Origin of the sequence: Bacillus capparidis, from assembly GCF_017832095.1 — a bacterium.
GTDB classification, from domain to species: domain Bacteria; phylum Bacillota; class Bacilli; order Bacillales; family Bacillaceae; genus Bacillus; species Bacillus gobiensis.
Map to the genome: position 1 here is coordinate 119,086 of NZ_JAFDST010000001.1, position 18,415 is coordinate 137,500.

The 18,415-nt window shown below is 40.8% G+C and carries 20 protein-coding genes; 14 read left to right on the top strand and 6 right to left on the bottom strand.

Features of this window, described 5'->3' with window-relative positions:
- Nucleotide 1: 1 nt before the first annotated feature.
- The 7 genes from JOC74_RS00595 (at nt 2) to spx (ending at nt 7,171) form a co-directional block, all read left to right on the top strand.
- A complete protein-coding gene (locus tag JOC74_RS00595; protein WP_053602473.1) occupies nt 2-1,027 on the top strand; it encodes an ABC transporter ATP-binding protein in 1,026 nt (341 codons plus the stop codon).
- Nucleotides 1,028-1,121: 94 nt separating this feature from the next.
- Nucleotides 1,122-2,873: an ABC transporter substrate-binding protein gene (locus JOC74_RS00600; RefSeq protein WP_053602474.1), complete on the top strand. Its 1,752-nt coding sequence runs from the start codon at nt 1,122-1,124 to the stop codon at nt 2,871-2,873.
- A gap of 134 nt (nt 2,874-3,007) precedes the next feature.
- Complete coding sequence (locus JOC74_RS00605; protein WP_053602475.1) at nt 3,008-3,973, top strand: ABC transporter permease; 966 nt, start codon at nt 3,008-3,010, stop codon at nt 3,971-3,973.
- A gap of 12 nt (nt 3,974-3,985) precedes the next feature.
- Entirely contained in the window at nt 3,986-4,915 is a 930-nt protein-coding gene (gene opp4C, locus JOC74_RS00610; RefSeq protein ID WP_053602476.1) for an oligopeptide ABC transporter permease, read from the top strand.
- A gap of 253 nt (nt 4,916-5,168) precedes the next feature.
- A complete protein-coding gene (locus JOC74_RS00615; RefSeq protein ID WP_053602477.1) occupies nt 5,169-5,804 on the top strand; it encodes an NAD(P)H-binding protein in 636 nt (211 codons plus the stop codon).
- A 207-nt stretch (nt 5,805-6,011) separates the two neighbouring features.
- Nucleotides 6,012-6,590 (top strand): GNAT family N-acetyltransferase, encoded by a 579-nt coding sequence (locus JOC74_RS00620; protein ID WP_053602478.1) that lies wholly within the window; start codon nt 6,012-6,014, stop codon nt 6,588-6,590.
- A gap of 185 nt (nt 6,591-6,775) precedes the next feature.
- The gene (gene spx, locus JOC74_RS00625; RefSeq protein WP_053602479.1) at nt 6,776-7,171 is read left to right on the top strand and encodes a transcriptional regulator Spx; all 396 of its coding nucleotides are present in this window, start codon (nt 6,776-6,778) and stop codon (nt 7,169-7,171) included.
- A 42-nt stretch (nt 7,172-7,213) separates the two neighbouring features.
- Here spx and JOC74_RS00630 read toward each other — a convergent pair whose 3' ends face one another.
- Complete coding sequence (locus tag JOC74_RS00630) at nt 7,214-7,876, bottom strand: TerC family protein (RefSeq protein WP_053602480.1); 663 nt, start codon at nt 7,874-7,876, stop codon at nt 7,214-7,216.
- Nucleotides 7,877-8,136: 260 nt separating this feature from the next.
- Here JOC74_RS00630 and mecA point away from each other — a divergent pair, with 260 nt between their 5' ends.
- The 3 genes from mecA (at nt 8,137) to pepF (ending at nt 12,272) form a co-directional block, all read left to right on the top strand.
- Nucleotides 8,137-8,790 carry an adaptor protein MecA gene (gene mecA / locus JOC74_RS00635; RefSeq protein WP_053602481.1) on the top strand — a complete coding sequence of 218 codons (654 nt, stop codon included), beginning with the start codon at nt 8,137-8,139 and terminating at the stop codon, nt 8,788-8,790.
- A gap of 260 nt (nt 8,791-9,050) precedes the next feature.
- Nucleotides 9,051-10,229, top strand: a complete 1,179-nt coding sequence (locus JOC74_RS00640) for a competence protein CoiA (protein ID WP_082363679.1) — start codon at nt 9,051-9,053, stop codon at nt 10,227-10,229.
- A gap of 222 nt (nt 10,230-10,451) precedes the next feature.
- A complete protein-coding gene (pepF, locus tag JOC74_RS00645) occupies nt 10,452-12,272 on the top strand; it encodes an oligoendopeptidase F (protein ID WP_098945285.1) in 1,821 nt (606 codons plus the stop codon).
- Between the two features lie 29 nt (nt 12,273-12,301).
- Here pepF and JOC74_RS00650 read toward each other — a convergent pair whose 3' ends face one another.
- The 5 genes from JOC74_RS00650 to JOC74_RS00670 all read right to left on the bottom strand — a co-directional run bounded on the left by JOC74_RS00650 (nt 12,302) and on the right by JOC74_RS00670 (nt 15,487).
- The gene (locus JOC74_RS00650; protein ID WP_098945189.1) at nt 12,302-12,469 is read right to left on the bottom strand and encodes a hypothetical protein; all 168 of its coding nucleotides are present in this window, start codon (nt 12,467-12,469) and stop codon (nt 12,302-12,304) included.
- 365 nt (nt 12,470-12,834) lie between these two features.
- The gene (locus JOC74_RS00655; protein WP_053602484.1) at nt 12,835-13,719 is read right to left on the bottom strand and encodes a ClpXP adapter SpxH family protein; all 885 of its coding nucleotides are present in this window, start codon (nt 13,717-13,719) and stop codon (nt 12,835-12,837) included.
- Nucleotides 13,716-14,114: a globin domain-containing protein gene (locus JOC74_RS00660; protein ID WP_053602485.1), complete on the bottom strand. Its 399-nt coding sequence runs from the start codon at nt 14,112-14,114 to the stop codon at nt 13,716-13,718. Before JOC74_RS00660 ends, JOC74_RS00655 begins: the two co-directional genes overlap by 4 nt.
- Before the next feature lie 168 nt (nt 14,115-14,282).
- Nucleotides 14,283-14,903 (bottom strand): lytic transglycosylase domain-containing protein, encoded by a 621-nt coding sequence (locus JOC74_RS00665; protein WP_053602486.1) that lies wholly within the window; start codon nt 14,901-14,903, stop codon nt 14,283-14,285.
- Nucleotides 14,900-15,487, bottom strand: coding sequence for a CYTH domain-containing protein (locus JOC74_RS00670; RefSeq protein ID WP_053602487.1), 588 nt, complete (start codon nt 15,485-15,487; stop codon nt 14,900-14,902). The genes JOC74_RS00665 and JOC74_RS00670 overlap by 4 nt, the downstream gene beginning before the upstream one ends.
- A gap of 116 nt (nt 15,488-15,603) precedes the next feature.
- Between JOC74_RS00670 and JOC74_RS00675 the strand changes: the two genes are divergently transcribed.
- From JOC74_RS00675 to JOC74_RS00690, 4 genes are read left to right on the top strand one after another with little or no spacing between them, the layout of a single operon-like run.
- Nucleotides 15,604-15,972 carry a UPF0738 family protein gene (locus tag JOC74_RS00675; protein ID WP_053602488.1) on the top strand — a complete coding sequence of 123 codons (369 nt, stop codon included), beginning with the start codon at nt 15,604-15,606 and terminating at the stop codon, nt 15,970-15,972.
- A 24-nt stretch (nt 15,973-15,996) separates the two neighbouring features.
- Entirely contained in the window at nt 15,997-16,641 is a 645-nt protein-coding gene (gene yjbM, locus JOC74_RS00680; RefSeq protein ID WP_053602489.1) for a GTP diphosphokinase, read from the top strand.
- Complete coding sequence (locus tag JOC74_RS00685; protein WP_053605967.1) at nt 16,641-17,441, top strand: NAD kinase; 801 nt, start codon at nt 16,641-16,643, stop codon at nt 17,439-17,441. Before yjbM ends, JOC74_RS00685 begins: the two co-directional genes overlap by 1 nt.
- 4 nt (nt 17,442-17,445) lie before the next feature.
- Complete coding sequence (locus JOC74_RS00690; protein ID WP_053602490.1) at nt 17,446-18,345, top strand: RluA family pseudouridine synthase; 900 nt, start codon at nt 17,446-17,448, stop codon at nt 18,343-18,345.
- Nucleotides 18,346-18,415: the final 70 nt, after the last annotated feature.

Sequence of the window (18,415 nt, forward strand, 5' to 3'; positions counted from 1 at the left end):
ATTGTCTTTAGTTGAAAACGATCTCCAGAAATTACATAAAGATGCGGAAGAAGATTATATTTTACATGCGACAAACATAAAGAAGTATTTCCCTATAAAAGGCGGAGTGCTCAAGCACACAGTTGGGCACGTCAAAGCTGTAGACGGTGTAAGCCTTGATGTGAAGCGCGGTGAGACTCTTGGGGTTGTCGGCGAGTCTGGATCAGGAAAATCTACGCTTGGACGTGTCCTTTTGCGCCTGCTGGATCCGACAGAAGGTCAAATTGTCTTCGAAGGCAAAGATATAACAGGTTTAAACAACCGAAAGCTTCGCCCATACCGGCGCGATATGCAAATCGTTTTCCAGGATCCATTTGCTTCGCTTAATCCGAAAATGAGCATTTCCGAATTAATTGAAGAGCCTCTAGTTGTCCAAACCTCCTTAAGTAAAAATGAGCGAAGAGATAAGGTAGACAGCCTGTTGGAGAAAGTTGGCCTTCGCAAGGCTGACAAGTTTAAATACCCTCATGAGTTTTCAGGGGGACAACGGCAAAGAATCAGCATCGCCCGCGCGCTTGCTCTTAATCCTAAATTTATCGTATGCGACGAACCGGTTTCAGCGCTTGATGTGTCGATCCAGGCTCAAGTATTGAATTTGATGGCCGATCTTCAGGACGAGTTTAAACTAACCTATTTATTTATTGCTCATGATTTAAGTGTCGTCAAGCATATCAGCGACCGGGTAGCAGTTATGTACCTCGGCCGGATCGCTGAAATTGCACCAAAGGGAAGGATTTACGATGCACCGCTGCATCCTTATACAAAAGCGCTTTTATCTTCAGTGCCTACAACGGATGTCCGGAAAAAAAGAGAAAAGATTATTTTAAAAGGAGATTTGCCAAGCCCATCAAACCCTCCATCGGGATGCGCGTTTCGCACACGCTGTCCAAAAGCGCATGAACGTTGTGCAGAAGTCCGTCCCGAATTAACTGATATCGGCAGCGGACACTATGTAGCCTGCCATTTGTACACGGAACCTAAGGAATAGTGCTATGGGTACTAGGTAAGGGGGTGATATGAGGATATAGTGCACCAACTGAAAAATGATTTGAAATGATAAAAAAATTAGAGGGGTGTTCAACTTGAAAGGAAAGAAACTTTGGCCGCTGCTTTTGATATTTGTCCTTATCCTTGCAGCATGTAATTCGAATTCTTCTTCAAATGAAGAAGGCGGCAGTGAAGCCGCAGGCGAACCGCAAAAAGGCGGGGAGCTTGTCGGAGCGATGGATACGCCTCCTGAAGGTGTTTTCAATCCGATTTTTTATTCCAGTTCGTATGAGAACAATATTTTACAATTTACTCATGACGGATTGATTACGCAGAATGATAAACTTGAATTTTTGCCTTCTTTGGCAAAAGACTGGGACTTAAGCGAAGATCAAACCTCCGTCACTTTCACGCTAAATGAAGGAGTGAAATGGCAGGACGGCGAACCGTTTACAGCTAATGACGTTGTCTTCACCTATAAAACCATTTCTGATCCGGATTACGTTGCTGCCGGCGGTATTCGTACGGATTATGTTGTTCGTTTAAAAGGTTATCAAGATTATTCAACAGGCAAAACGGATAAATTCGAAGGCGTAGTTGCGGATGGAGATAACAAAGTAACATTCTATTTTGAAGAGTCAAACATCCAAGCATTGTCTGACGCGAGCCTGCAAATCATTCCGGAGCATATTTTTAAAGACATCCCGGTGAAAGATATACCGAAAGCGCCGGAAACAAGAGAAGCAGGCAAGGTCATCGGAACAGGTCCATTTAAATTCGCACAAGAGGTTCAAGGCGAGCAGTATGTACTTGAAAAGAACCCAGATTATTTTGACGGTGAGCCTTATTTGGATAAAGTTACATGGAGAGTAATGGAGCAATCAGTTATTTTAGGTGAGCTTGAATCAGGTTCAGTTGACTTTGTTGCTGATCCCAACGGTTTCCCTCCAGCTGATTACGACACAGTTAAGGATATGGAAAATATCAGTATTATTGAGCAGCCGCAATTTGGTTATCAAATCATGGGGATGAGCATTAACCATCGTTCAAAAGAAGACGCCCAAGCCGGTGTGATTAAGCCGGAGCAATTTGTGCCAAATAAAAAACTTCAAAGCAAAGAAGTTCGACAAGCGATTGCATATGCAGTTGATCGCCAAAAATTAATCGATGGGCTGCTTTATGGCCACGGGGACGTAGTTAATTCACCGATTCCCCGAAATTTCTCAGCGTATGATGAAGAAAAACCAAATCAGTATAAGTTTGATCCGGATAAAGCGAAAGAACTGCTTGACGGAGCAGGATATAAAGATACAAATGGTGACGGCTTCCGTGAGGATCCGGAAGGAAAGGAATGGGTGTTGAACCTTAATTATCCGAAAGGGAACCAAACACGTGAAAAATCCGCGCCAATCATTAAACAATTTTTAGAAGACGTCGGCATTAAAATAGATCTTCGCCAGCCGATGGAAGCAGCTTCCTATTTTGAGAGCTTAGAAAAGAACAATTTTGATTGGGATTTGTATTTGATCGGCTGGTCGCTAAGCTCGACAGATCCAGATCCAAGCGGGATATATGGAGCACCAGCTGCTTATAACTATGGACGCTGGAATAATCAAGAAGCAGAAGATTTAATTAAAAAAGCAAATACACCTCCTGATGCATTAGACAAAGATTTCCGTGATGGAGTATTCAGCGACTGGCAAGTAAAATTCCAGGATGAAATGCCTGCCTTTATCTTGTATGCACCGAATGACTTATGGGCTCATAATAATCGTCTTCATGGTATAGAGCCGCTTCCATACTCTATGTTAAATAAAACGCACAAATGGTGGGTTAGTCAAAATTAAAGGCACAAAATCTTAAGTGGAGCGAGCGTGCGCGAAAAACGCCGCATGCTCCTTCCTTTTTTATGATTAAAAAAGCGGACAAGGTTTGTTGAACGGCTGATATTCGCTTTTCGGAAGGAAAAGGAGGGGAAAAGTTGTATAAATATATATTTCGCCGGATTCTCGTATTTATCCCTATGCTGCTTACTCTTACAATTATTGTATTTGCGCTTATGAAGACTGCTCCGGGAGATCCTTTTGCTGGTAGAGTTTTGGATCCAAATGTCGATCCGAAAGTGTTTGAGCAGATGAAAGAAGAGCTTGGATTAAACGATCCAATCCATATTCAATACTTCCGCTGGCTTGGCGATGTCGTTCAAGGAGATTTTGGGAATTCAATTATTTATAAAGGTCGTGCAGTTACGGATTTGATCGGCGACCGGATTCAAAATACACTGAGCTTAGGGTTGTTTTCCCTTTTTATTACTGTGGTCATTTCAATCCCGATTGGTATTTATTCGGCCAGAAGGCCTTATTCTCTATTAGACTATTCCACAACTGCAGTTGGATTCTTCGGTTTGTCTATCCCTAACTTTTTCTTTGGCTTAATAGCAATTTATATCTTCTCCCTTACATTAGGGTGGTTTCCTTCGCAAGGCTCCGTTTCAGGTCCAGGAGGGAGTGGAATCAGCTTGTTTTTCGACAGGCTTCATCACTTGATTCTGCCCGGATTTACACTCGGCCTCGCGGGAACAGCAAGCTACATGAGGTATATGCGTTCGGAAGTACTTGACGTTTTAGCAAGTGATTATATCCGTACGGCAAAAGCAAAAGGAATGAGCGATAATAATGTACTCTACAAACATACGCTCCGAAATGCCCTCATTCCCATTATTACTTTATTGGGTTTTGAAGTTGGTTATCTTTTAAGTGGAGCTATCGTTGTAGAGAGTGTATTTAACTATCCTGGCCTTGGGACGTTATTTTTACAGTCTATTGGCAACAGAGATTATTCGGTGATTATGGCAATTAATTTAATGCTCGGCTTTTTTATTCTATTAGGGAACCTATTGGCTGACATCTTTTACAGTATTGTCGATCCAAGAATCCGCTATGATTGAGGTGAAACAGTGATGCAACTTAATCCGAATCCGGAGGACCAGCTCGAAGTAAATCCGGAGATTCAACCATTAACTTCTTCTGAAAAGAGCAAAAGCCCGTTTCAGATCGCAAGTAAACGATTTTTGAAAAACAAATTGGCAGTAGCAGGATTAGTTGTCTTAGGATTGATTGTCATCCTTGTGCTGCTCGCCCCAATTATTACTAATCATAGCCCTACAAGAGCTGACTTATTGCTGGTAGAACGGCCGGCTTCCGCTGACCATCCGTTAGGAACGGACAGCTCGGGAAGAGACAATTGGGCGCGATTTTTATATGGTGGGCGCATCTCTTTGATTGTTGGATTTAGCGCTATGCTTTCTACCGTAATAATTGGTGTTATTCTTGGCTCGATAGCTGGCTATTATGGCGGAAGAATTGACAGTTTAATTATGCGTATTGCAGACATTATTCTTACCCTTCCGTTTTTTGTATTATTGCTAACGATTGTCGCTGTTCTGCAAAAGACTAACATTACAATTATGGTAACAGTGATAGCGTTAACGACATGGCCAAACCTGGCGAGGGTTATTCGCGGATCGTATTTATCGCTCAGGGAACAAGAATTCATTGTAGGCGCAAAGGCGATTGGAGCAAGCGATATCCGGATTATTTTTAAGCACTTTATTCCGAATGCGATTGGACCAATTATTGTAAATGCGACTCTGTTGATGGCGACAATGATCATCATAGAATCAGCGCTTAGCTTTATTGGGTTTGGAGTTCCACAACCTACGCCGACGTGGGGAAATATGCTGTCTGAAGCGCAAAGCATAAGAATTTTGCGCAATAGTCCGGAAGCATGGCTGCCGCCTGGACTGGCTATCTTCCTAACTGTGCTCAGCATTAACTTCATCGGTGACGGCCTTCGTGACGCATTTGACCCGAAAAGCAACAGACGTTAAAACCATCAATAGAACCTGCTGATACAATAATCAGTGGGTTTTATTTATTCTATATTGCACAATGTTCTGTTCAACTATCATTTAAAATCACTCTTCTCTTGTTTCATCTTAAATGAACCTATCTTCTAACAAACGACAACGATTCTGACAAAAAAGTTAGAGGAAAATATATTATTTTGTAAAATTTGAAACTAAAATCATGTCACACCGTATATCATATAGACTTAAAATATTATTTGCTGGAGGAATTTTGTTGGAGGATTCTTGTAGAATTGCAATAATCGGGGGGACGGGCAAAGTAGGTTATTACATAGCGAAAAAAGCTTTAGAAAACGGCTTCCGAGTTCGTATGCTTGTCAGGAACCCAGTTAAGTTAGCGTATAATGATAACAGAATTGAGATAGTAAAAGGCGATGCTCAAAACATAGATTCTATACGTCTGCTGCTCAAAGATTGTCACATTGTTATCAATACCCTGGGACAACCGGTAAAGGATGTCCCTATATATAGCAGTGTAACTGCTGATGTCCTATCTTTAATGAAAGAATTTGCAATTAAAAGATATATTGGTGTTACAGGAGCATCACTAAATATAAAAGGTGATAGCAAGAAAATGATAAATAGAATAGGAGCGAAAATATTTGAAGTCTTATTTCCTAAAATGATGATAGATAAAAAAAAGGAACTAAGCATTCTTTTAAAAAGCGATATTAAATGGACACTTGTACGGTTGCCATTTGTTATTGAAGGTTCAGAAACGGGAGTGATAAAGGAAAATTTAACAGATGTGCCAGGTACAAAAATTACGAATGCAGATATTGCAATATTTCTCATTAATCAGGTGAATGACAAGAAATACATAAGAAAAACCCCCTTTATTTCGAATTAAATGACAAGAATATGATGAGTTAACTGTACGGGAAAAACTCCCTATGCCATAAAATAATCACAATCCAAATCCACTCGCATTATTATACAAAATTAATTGAAACCTTTCTGTTGATCAATCGTCTTACTGTATATAGGGCAAATCGTTTAAAACGATTTGAAATAGGGTATGTTTAAAAGTGAATACGTGAACGTAAGGAGCAGATCGATGAATTGGTATGAAAAACTCAGTAAGTATTTTCCAATTGAAGAAATGAAGTCGAAGGAACATATGGAAGCTTTACTTAAGGAACAAAGCGACATCTATCATAAAGAGGAAGGTCCTCACCATGTGTTAATGTATGCTGAGTTTGAAAACTTCATATTTATTGATTACTTATACGTTTCAAAAGACGCTAGAGGACAAGGGCTTGGCAGCAAGCTGCTTGAAAAGCTAAAAAAGAAACATAAACCTGTTTTGCTTGAGGTAGAACCCGTCGATGAAAATGACAAGGATACAGCCAAACGTTTAAAATTTTATCAAAGGCAAAACTTTAAGCATGCCAAGTCAATTGGGTACAGAAGAAGGTCTCTAGCTACGAATGAAGTTAATCAATTGGAAATTTTGTATTGGTCGCCGGAATCAAACACCGAGGAAGTAGTGTTAGGCGCCATGAAACAGATGTATGAAAAAATTCATACATATAAAGACAAAGAGTGGTACGGCGAATCGTACGAGCAAGTTGACCAAGTTCTAAAAGTGATTGAGGATGATAAGCAAAAGAACATTTTCGATCAATTGGACTAATTGAGAATGAAAAGTTGGTCAAATGAATAAAAAAGTTGCTTCTTTGTCACAAATATTCCTTTTAGACCTATTCACACTTACTTTTTTATAGTATAATACCCTATAAAGATTCCTTTTTTAAACTAATTTCTATTTAGGAATTCAATTTAACATTAATTCATTCTACTTATAGAGGAGTGAAGATCATGGTGACACTATACACATCACCTAGTTGTACCTCATGCAGAAAAGCAAGAGCATGGTTGGAAGAACATGAGATTCCGTTTGAGGAAAGAAATATTTTTTCAGAACCATTATCAATTGATGAGATAAAACAAATATTGCGAATGACTGAGGACGGTACGGATGAAATCATTTCTACCCGCTCCAAAGTGTTCCAAAAGCTTAATGTCAATGTGGAGACGATGCCGCTTCAAGAGCTATATCAATTAATCCATGAGCATCCTGGTCTTTTACGCCGCCCGATCATTATTGATGAAAAAAGATTGCAAGTCGGCTATAACGAAGACGAAATCCGCAGATTTTTGCCAAGAAAAGTTCGTTCTTTCCAATTAAAAGAAGCCCAAAGGCTTGCGAACTAAAAATATAGCAGAAGGCTGATCCGTTCAGTCTTCTTTTTGTATTTACTGTTTATGTACACTTTGTTCGTAAAAAATACTCGCCAGGAGAACAAAGAGGATCGACAGGACTGGCAATAGAACGGGCAGCACGTCTTGGCCTTCAAAGAATTGGGCGAGTTTCCGCTCTCTTGTGATCATTTCACCGCCTGTATAAGCTAAAAGGGCGCTGCCGACATAAATAAGAAAAGGAAATTTGCCCATTGCCTTATAAATTAGCTTGCTGCCCCATATAATAACGGGTACAGAGACCATTAGGCCAAGTACGACAAGGAGGTAGTTGCCGTGAGAAGCTCCTGCCACAGCGATTACGTTGTCAAATGACATGAAAAGGTCTGCAAGTACAATGGTTCGAATGGCTTTCCATATGGATGGGCTGCTTTTCACCTGCTTTGATTCACTGTCTTCAACCAGTAAATGGTAGCCTAAGTAAAGCAACAGAATACCGCCTGCCAGCTGCAAATAAGGGATTGTCAGAAGATATACGGCGGCACTGGTCATACAGATCCGAAGAAGTACGGCAATGATTGTTCCCAGGACAATGGCTCTATTGCGATCTTTATTTGAAAGGTTTTTGCTCGCCATGGCAATAATAAGTGCGTTGTCGCCGCCGAGAATTAAGTCAATTCCGATAATGGTAATGACTGCAAAGAAGAATTCATGTTCCATTTGTGTCCCTCACTTTTATCCCTGTCTGCTTGTACAGATAGTGTATGAGCGAACATGAAAAATATGATATTGAACTGACCTGCAGCAGGTTGAAGCATTTTCGTTTCATTTCTCTTCAAAGTGTCATAAAATAAAATTATAACGTTACATGCCAAGATGGTTAAGTTGTGGACTTAGAAGGGTAATATGTAGTAAAGTATCTAGTAATCGGGAGCTTAGTTGTCCCTTCAAAATCTTAAATAGAAGGGAAGGTTGGCAAGATGGAAATCGAAAGAATCAATGAGCATACGGTTAAATTTTATATTTCGTATAATGATTTGGAAGATCGCGGCTTTGACCGTGAAGAAATTTGGTATAACCGTGACAAAAGCGAAGAATTATTTTGGGAAATGATGGATGAAGTGCATGATGAGGAAGAATTTTCAGTAGAAGGTCCACTTTGGATACAAGTTCAAGCACTTGATAAAGGATTGGAAGTTATTGTGACAAGAGCACAGCTTTCTAAGGATGGACAAAAGCTCGAATTGCCGATTCCTGAAGATAAAAAGTATAGTCAAGAAGCTGAGCAGTTGAATTCATTACTAAATGATTTAGACAATGAAGAAAAGCCTGATGAGATAGAAAATGAAGAAACGAAGCTGCAATTTGTTCTTAAATTTGCAGACTTTGAAGATCTCGTTTCATTAGCAAAGCATCAATTCAGCGGATGCAAGACAACTCTTTATTCATTAGAGAATACGTATTACCTATATATAGATTTTGAACAACTTTCCGACCATGAAGTCGAAGATCAATTAAGCCTGTTTTTAGAATTTGGATCTGAATCAAACGCAACAATTCACAGGCTTGAAGAATACGGAACACTTATCACGGCGGAACATGCACTCCACACTATTAAAAAGCATTTTTCATAATAATGGAATGAGAAGGTGGCTCATATATTGAGTCACCTTTTTATATTGGCTCCGCAGGTTAATTTCACATATCCCCAATTGGCAATACTCAATGTATTTGCGATCTCAGCAATTATGATCAGCTGCCACAACCCTTTCATTTTCTATTCCAATAGCACGATAACCCTTTTATCACGTCCCAAAAGGCTGTTTTCAATAAATAAAAGGGGACAGGCATTTTCTTGTTGAAATGATTCGTATCAACAGGAGAAAGGAGTGGTTTGTTGTTATCTGCAAGGCGGGACGATCAACAGCTAATTTATTTAGCTGATGACTATTCATCTGACGTTTTAAAAAAATGGCGTACTGATCACAGTTTTTATTGTCCGGTATGTAAAGAGCAAGTAGATTTAAAGCTGGGTCAGATTAAGATTTTTCATTTCTCACATAAGCGCAACCATCATTGCCCTTATCGAGGAGAGCCTGAATCCGATTTTCATTTGGAAGGAAAGAGGCAGTTGTACCGTTGGCTGATCAGATTGGGTGAAGATCCTGAGCTTGAACCGTACTTACCGGCCATTAATCAAAGGCCTGATTTGCTCCTTAGAGAAAAAAATAACCCTGCCGCATTGGAGTTTCAATGTTCCCCTTTAAGCTATCCGGATTATAAAAAACGGACGTCAAGCTATATCGGAATTAAGATTGAACCGGTTTGGATTATTGGCGCAAATCGATTAAAGCGTGTGTCAGACGGAGTTTTTCAAATTTCTGATTTCCTCAGACAGTTTTCTTCTTATACCGATCCGCCGTCTGCCCTGCTGTTTTATTGCCCCAACGCCAAGGCGTTTATCCGTTTGAATCATATGACTGTCTTCTCATCTTCAATTTCGTGTGCAGAATTGCGTTATATACCTTTAAAACGTGCGAAACGGGACACGCTGCAAAGAAAAAAAGACACCTTTTGTCCGCCGGAAAGCTGGCCCAGAGTTGTGAGGAACTTCCGATTAAAGCCTAAGCAAAGAATTTCCAAAGAAGTGAATGAACTGCGCCTTCTATACTACGAGAAACTTCAAGTCACACTTCCTTTTCTTCCATCCGAGGTGTTTTTGCCGCTCTCTGCAAATCACTACTTCTCATCGCCCGTATACATTTGGCAAAGCTATATTTATCTTTATTTACTCAGCAGGTCCGTTGTGACGGCTAGGGAGATTGAGAAAGTGATTGTAAAGTTAGTAAAAACAAAAAAAATAAAAATAAGAAAGATGTTCATTTCTGAACATACGCTATATACAAGCACTCTGGAATATTTACAAGGCTTGGCGGTGATCGGCACTATTAAAGAGGGAGAAAAGGAGCAGTTTATCACTGATCAAATGTCATTCGCTTTTTTATCAATGGAGGAACTATTAAAAAAAGACAACGACATTCACTTACGACTAAAAAAGAATGAGAAAGCTTGATTTGGTTCATTTTATTAAAAGAAAGAGGTGAGCCAAATAAGCAGATTCTTAAAGAGTTTAATGGTTGCGGAGCTTCTAGTGTTTCTTATGATAGGTACCTGGCCTGCATTTGGGTTGACAAATGACAGTCAAAAAAAGCAAGATAATCTAAAGGGGTGTTTATTGAATGTTTTGCCAATTGGCTTGGATAAACTGACTCTTAAGAAAGCGAGGGGAATTGAAATGACTGACACGAAAAAAGAAAAAAAACTTCCTGTAAGATCCGAGGTTAATGAGGAATACACATGGAGATTAACAGATATTTTTTCAACGGATGAAGACTGGAACAAAGAGTTTGATGAGGTAAAAGCAGCGCTTCCTAAACTCGGTGAATTTAAAGGAAAGCTAGGGGCTACTGCTGATAACCTTTATGAAGCCCTGACGTATCAGGACCATCTAATGGAGAGGCTTGGCAAGCTTTATACATATGCCCATATGCGGAGCGATCAGGACACCGGAAATTCGTTTTATCAGGCAATGCAGGATCGGGCTGCCAATCTGTACACGCAGGCTGCAAGCATTGGTTCATATGTGGTGCCTGAGATTCTTTCCATTCAGGAAGATAAGCTCCAGCAATTTTTGCTTGAAAAGGAAGAGCTTCGCCTGTATTCTCATGCACTTGATGAAATTAACAGGGAACGCCCGCACGTACTAAGCGAAAAGGAAGAAGCGCTTTTGGCGGAGGCATCTGATGCGCTGTCCGCTTCCGATAATACATTTGGCATGCTTAATAATGCCGATTTGAGTTTCCCGAAAATTACGGATGAAGACGGGGATGAAACGGAAGTGACTCACGGACGTTTTATCACCTTTATGGAAAGTGAAAACCGCGATGTTCGAAAAGCAGCTTTTAAAGCGGTGTATGACACATACGGCAGCTTTAAAAATACATTTGCTGCCACGTTAAGCGGAACCGTAAAAAAAGATAATTTTTATGCGCGTGTAAAAAACTATAAATCTGCACGGGAAGCGGCACTCAGCAGAAACAACATTCCCGAAGAAGTGTATGAAAATCTTGTGAATACCGTAAATAAAAATCTTCATTTGCTGCACAGATATGTTGCTTTGCGAAAAAAAGTGCTCGAGCTGGATGAATTACATATGTATGATCTTTATACCCCGCTTGTGAAGGAAGTGGAAATGAAGGTCAGCTATGATGAGGCGAAGAAAAAAATGCTCGAAGGACTTGAGCCGCTTGGCGAAGAATATCTTTCATTGGTCAAAGAAGGCCTGGACAATCGATGGGTTGATGTTTATGAAAATAAAGGCAAGCGAAGCGGTGCTTATTCATCCGGTACATATGGTACAAACCCATATATTTTAATGAATTGGCAGGATAATGTAAGCAATCTGTTTACGTTGGCGCACGAATTCGGACATTCCATTCACAGCTATTATACGAGAAACAATCAACCATATCCTTATGGGAATTACAGCATTTTTGTCGCAGAGGTTGCTTCCACGACGAATGAAGCGTTACTTGGAAAATACTTGTTGAAAACAGTAAAGGAAGAAAAAGAACGCCTTTACCTTTTAAATTATATGCTCGAAGGATTTAGAGGAACTGTCTTCAGACAAACGATGTTTGCGGAGTTTGAGCATTTGATTCATAAGAAAGCCCAAGACGGTGAACCGTTAACGCCTGAGCTGTTAACAAAGCTTTATTATGATTTGAATAAAAAATATTATGGAGATGAGATTGTGGTCGATGAAGAAATCGGCTTGGAATGGTCACGCATTCCTCATTTCTATTACAATTACTACGTGTACCAGTATGCGACTGGCTACAGCGCCGCTCAAGCTCTCAGCAATCAAATCCTTGAAGAGGGAGAGCCAGCCGTAACTCGATTTGTCGATTATCTGAAGGCTGGCAGCTCAGATTATCCGATCGAGGTTCTTAAAAAAGCAGGCGTTGATATGACTTCTCCAGAGCCGATTGAAGCAGCGTGTAAAGTATTTGAAGAGCAGTTAAATGAACTAGAAGAGCTCTTGCTGAAAAACTGACGAAAATCCGCCCATCACGTGGCGGATTTTTAAAACCCTTTAAACGTTTTTCGATGATTAAGTTGGTGTACCGTAAAAAAAATCGATAAAAACAACAAAGGAATCGTAACGTACAGCGGAAAAACATGCAAAAAGGCGAGCATATTCATTATGCTGGAAACAACAACGGAGAGCATGCCGATTATAAGAAGTATCATTTTTCCCTCCTGTGAAAGGTATTGTCCTTTTAAAGTTATGAGTCCATCTCTCCAGTTAGTCCAAGAGGAAGCAGGGTGCAAATTTTTTAGATGCAAAGTGTAAATTTTTTTGTTACAAATCTGTGAAATTTAATTGAAGGGGTTGTCAATTGTCGACAAGTTTTGATACTATATAGATGTGAAATTGATCACATACAAACATTTACCCCTTTGTTTGACCGTGAATAATTTCTCCCATCCCCTTTGTTGTCGTTAAGACATAAAAGAACCGCGCTTATCCCGGCGCGGTTTCTTTGTATCTGTAAAAGAACGTATGTTCTGAAGATTGCAAGGAAAAACGGGCCCTTCGCCCGTTCGATATCATATTACAATGGTAAAAAACAAGAAATCCCAGAATTTACATAACGCCAGAAAACTCCTTGTTTAGCCTGAACCCGTTTGACTTTGTTCGCAAAAGCGAGTCTTTTCATTTGCCGCTCAACTTCTTCAAGACTAAGATCATATACGATTGCGATCTCCTGTGCAGCCACAAACTGAAAGTACTCGAGGAACAATTCAAGCGGTGGAGTTTCTGAAGGCTTCGGCCTCTCATCCAGCATTTCAAACAGCACTTCCTCGTAAATGTAATACGGATAATTTCCGGATACTTTTAGACCCTCATCCTTATAGCGTGTATTAAAAAAAGCGAGAGTAGGAAGTTCCTTCACATCCATTTCAGCGGCAATCTTTATGTCGCACTGCAGTGCTGTTATCGCATTTGCCGAATGCAGGTCTTTTTTGAATTCCTTCACATCCAGACGTGCCATTTCGGCAATTTGAAGAAGTGTTTTTTCTTTAGTTACATCTTGTTTTTTGACAAACAGCACTTCCTGCAGATTTCTGAGAAACTGAAGCCCTGCTTTTCTTCCTTGAAGTTCCGCAGCTTTTAAGGCAAGCGAGATATTGTAGGAAGCAGGTGGTGAATCGTTTTGCAATCCTGCATCACAAGGCATGGCGGACACGGCTTCCATATTGTCCCGGGAAAGATTTTTTTTCTTCGTCTTATTATTTAAGGTAGCAATTGATACTATCACAATCGGGCGAAGTGAAAAAAACCTTCCATATAGAATCTTCAGCTTCTTTATTGCCGGTTCCAGATCCCAACACTCCGGGTTTGTGGGATCAATGAACATGAAGATTTCAATTGGCTTTTGAGGGTGACCATGGCAATGGGAAAAATATTGGTCACAACGGCTACCGTTACCTCTCAATGCTGATCGTCCTCCGTGTCCCTTTGGTTGACCATGTGGTGTGCAGTTAAGGTTAGTCGTTCGAATAAAAACTTTCTGATGTCACCCTCTAAGCCGACTTGATCCATTGCCTCTTTCATACAGCTAAGCCATGCTTCTGCTCGTTCTGGCGTAATTGGAAAGGGGAGATGTCTCGCCCGCAGCATCGGATGTCCGTGCTCCTCAGTATAAAGCTGGGGACCCCCCAAATACTGAGTTAAAAACTGCTTTTGTTTTCTCGCTGTTTCGGACAAATCATCCGGAAATATCGGGTGTAACAATTCGTGTTCCTTTACCCGTGTATAAAAAGTATCAACAAGTTGCGATAGAAGTTCTTCTCCAATCGCTTCATAAGGTGCTTTAAACGATTGTTCCATGTTGACTACTCCTTTTAAAATATATTAGATGATCCTATTAATAAGTCATTTGTAAATTCATTTTACCAAGTGGGACATAAATCTACAAATAAACTGACTTTCGGCTGGTAGCTAATGTACACGTTTCTAAGTTATTCATACACAAAAAAACGGAGATTCATTCTCCGTTTAACCGTAATAAGCAGTTGTTATTTTGTTGACATAATTTTGTGTTTCTTTAAACGGGGGAATTCCTCCATATTTTTGAACGTTTCCCGGGCCGGCATTATAGGCGGCAAGAGCGAGCGAAACATCGCCGTTATGTTGATCGAGCATTTGCTTTAAATATTTTGTGCCGCCCTCTATATTCTGCCTCGGGTCAAGAGCGTTGCTGACCCCTAAAGAGCGGGCGGTTGACGGCATAAGCTGCATGAGACCCATTGCGCCGGCTCCGCTTACGGCAAGATTTTTATATCCGGATTCTTGGCTGATCACGGCGTGAATCAGTTTTTCATCAACTCCGTAGTTTTTAGCTGCCTCTTTCACTATTTCTTTTATTTCCTGTGTACGGCCTGCGTAAGCTGATGGAATTCCTCCCGTGATAGAATTGGGGAGTTGTTCAGGTCTTGGACTTCCGCTGACATTTGGAGGAAAGGGTACGGTGCCGGTCGGTTGATTCGTTCCCGATAAATATTGGGACAAAATATTTTTAAAAGCTGTTAATGTATCGTCAGAGGAGGTTCCGTTAGTCGGCTGTATTGCTTTCAGAGCGCTGAGCTCAAGGAGGGCGGTCCAATTGTTTACGTTCATTTTTCCTCACCTTGCTGTTTGTTCATTTTTGCTTCATAGAAGCGGACGATTTTGTTTTTTGTTTTACGGACTGGAATCTGAAATTCGGACAGCAAATCTTTAAAATCCCGCTTTCCTTTTTCGTAGTCGCTGACTTCAAATTCCAATTCATAATCCTCTTTATTTATATATCGGCTCTTGTCGAGAACAATTACACCCGATTCCAGCTTTTTTTCTGCCCTGCTTGTAGTGAGCGTCCCAAAATACTCAATTCGCATAATGTCAACCCCGAGATTTTCCAGCTGTTTCTTTACCTGGCCCTCAGGAATCGAAAATTCCTTCAGCTGTTTGAGGTCTATAATTTCCTGGTGGGTTTCCATTAGGCCGACCTCTGCCGGTTCTTTAAGAGTGAGAACAGCTTGTCCGTTTTTTGTCCGTATTCTTAAAGCGGATTTCGCCTGCTTCAACCTGAAATCGGGTGTATCAAAATAATGATTTTCCTGTGTGAAAAATGCTTTGTCAGATATAGCAAACGCACTTTGTACTCGTAGAAATTCGTCCCTTGTCAGCATATTTTTAAATTCAATTTCGAGTTCCTGCATCAGTTTTCTCCCTCTTTCATTCCAGGTATTTGTTCCATTATCTCTTCTTGCTTGACGTTTATCAATATTCTATTGGATATGCTAAAATGGTAATGTACTTTTTTTGGAGGGAGAACAACATGCCAAACAGAATTGAATTAACAGAATCCAGTATGAAAGACAATGCCCTTATTCTGTCCGGCTCCGCCGCAGAGTTAGAAGGAGAAATAAAAGCCACGGGACAAATGCTCGTCGATTCAGACAACTTCGCTTTTGTCTATGTGCTTGAATATAAACAAGCGTTTTATTATGCCATTTTACAAGAGCAGGTGTGGCCGCAAGTAAATAATGCCCTAGAAAGCGACATGCCTGTCTACATATCAATAGGAAGCAGGACAATAGAGCTGACTGGTATTCATGAAGAGCTTTCCTATTTATTGGGCAATATTAAAGATAATGCGAATTACGGAGAGGAAATGGAAAAAAAGGTGATCGATGCCTTTTTGTAAAATGGCGAACAAGGGGGGAGTCTTATGGATGAAAAAGAATGGGAGCTTTTTTTGGCTCCATACCATCAGGCAGTTGAGGAGCTAAAGGTGAAGCTAAAAGGGATGCGTTCTCTTTATGACTATGAGATTGATCATTCGCCGATTGAGTTTGTTACGGGAAGAGTAAAGCCTGTAGCCAGTATCAAGGAGAAAGCAAGAAGAAAAAGCATTCCATTACATAATATTGAAACGATGCAGGATATCGCCGGTCTCCGGATTATGTGCCAATTTGTTGAAGATATAAGAATTGTGATCAAAATGCTGTTGGCACGCAAAGACATGGAAATTGTCGATAAAAGGGATTACATTGCCGAGCAAAAAGAGAGCGGCTACAGATCCTATCACTTAGTGGCTGAATATCCATTGCAAACGCCAAGAGGAGAGAAGAAGGTTCTTGTAGAGATACAGATCCGCACATTGGCGATGAATTTCTGGGCGACAATTGAACACTCGTTAAATTATAAATATAGCGGTAATATACCCGAAAAAGTGAAGCACAGACTGCAAAGGGCATCTGATGCAGCTTCCAGGCTAGATGACGAAATGTCCGAAATTCGTGAGGAAATTAAGGAAGCTCATGCTGTATTTTTCAGAAAAAAAGAGCATGGACCTAAAGGAGATAAGAGATGATGAAGTTCTCAGTTTCATCAAAAGGAGATTCAGTTTCTGACAAGTTAAAAAGCAGAATCGATACCTATCTTCAGGATTTCGGCTTGAAAATGGATGAGGAAGAGCCGGACATTGTCATTTCAGTAGGAGGAGACGGGACACTGCTTTATGCGTTTCATAAATACAGCCATCGATTGGATAAAACGGCTTTTGTCGGTGTCCATACCGGCCATCTTGGGTTTTATGCGGATTGGGTGCCAGAAGAGATCGAAAAGCTGGTAATCGCAATCGCCAAAACTCCGTATCAAACAGTTGAATATCCCATTTTAGAAGTGACTGTCCGCTATCTTAATGGCAATCAGGAAGAAAAATACTTGGCCTTAAACGAGTGCACGATTAAAAGCACAGAAGGATCCCTTGTTGCTGACGTAGAAATCAGGGGAGAGCTTTTTGAAACCTTTAGGGGCGACGGATTATGTATGTCAACACCGTCCGGAAGCACAGCGTACAACAAAGCGTTAGGCGGAGCAATTATTCACCCATCGATCCGGGCGATTCAGCTTGCGGAAATGGCGTCGATCAACAATCGTGTGTTCCGGACGGTCGGTTCGCCGTTGATTTTGCCTGATCACCATACGTGTGTCATTAAGCCATTGAATGACGTGGACTTTCAAATTACAATTGATCATTTAACCTTGCTTCATAAGGAAGTGAAATCGGTAGAATGCCGCGTCGCAAGCGAGGTAGTCAGGTTTGCAAGGTTCCGGCCGTTTCCGTTTTGGAAACGGGTTGTTGACTCGTTTATCGGCAAAAAGGAATAAACGCATGAGTCAATTTTCAGTAACTAAAGCAATATCCATGAAAGAGCAAGGCATGGCTTTAAAAGAATATTTAAACGAAATGGGAATCTCAAAACGGCTGCTGACTGATATCAAATTCAGCGGCGGGGATTTGCTTATTGACGGGAAGTCAGTAACCGTTCGGCACGAGCTCTCTGCCGGCGAAGAACTTACGGTCAGGTTTCCGCCTGAGTTCGTAAGTTCATCCCTTGAGCCGGATCCTGTCCCTCTTACGATTTTATATGAAGATGAGCATGTTCTTCTTATCAATAAGCAGCCGTATGTTTCCTCTATTCCTTCAAGGGAACATCCTACAGGCAGTATCGCGAATGGATTGATCCATTATTACGCTGCCAAGGACTTTGAATCAACCGTCCATCTCGTAAATCGGCTTGATCGTGACACGTCTGGAGCCATGCTTATTGCAAAGCATAGGTTCGCTCATTCCTTGTTATCAAAATCGCAAAAAGAAGGAAAGGTGAAAAGGTCTTACATTGCGGTTGTGGAAGGGATAGTCCCCAAGGATGAAGGCACAATAGACGCGCCGATCGGCAGAAAAGGAACAAGCATTATTGAACGGGAGATCAGTGAAAGCGGACAAGCAGCTGTGACTCGTTTTACCGTTTTAAAAAGGTTTGCTGACACAACACTTGTCGCTCTTATGCTTGAAACGGGAAGAACACATCAAATCAGAGTCCATATGGAGCACTACGGCCATCCGTTATGCGGGGATTCATTGTATGGAGGATCAAAAGAAAAAATAGCCAGGCAGGCACTGCATAGCGAGTGGATCACTTTTTTTCATCCAATAACGCAGGAAAAGTTAACCTTTTGTGCTCCGGTTCCACAAGATATCAGGAAATTGATTGAAGAACAATCAGACTAAGAATCGGATGTCCGCTTCTAAAAAATGCAGAGTAAAGGAGAGAATATGTTATGTATGATTAATATGTGCT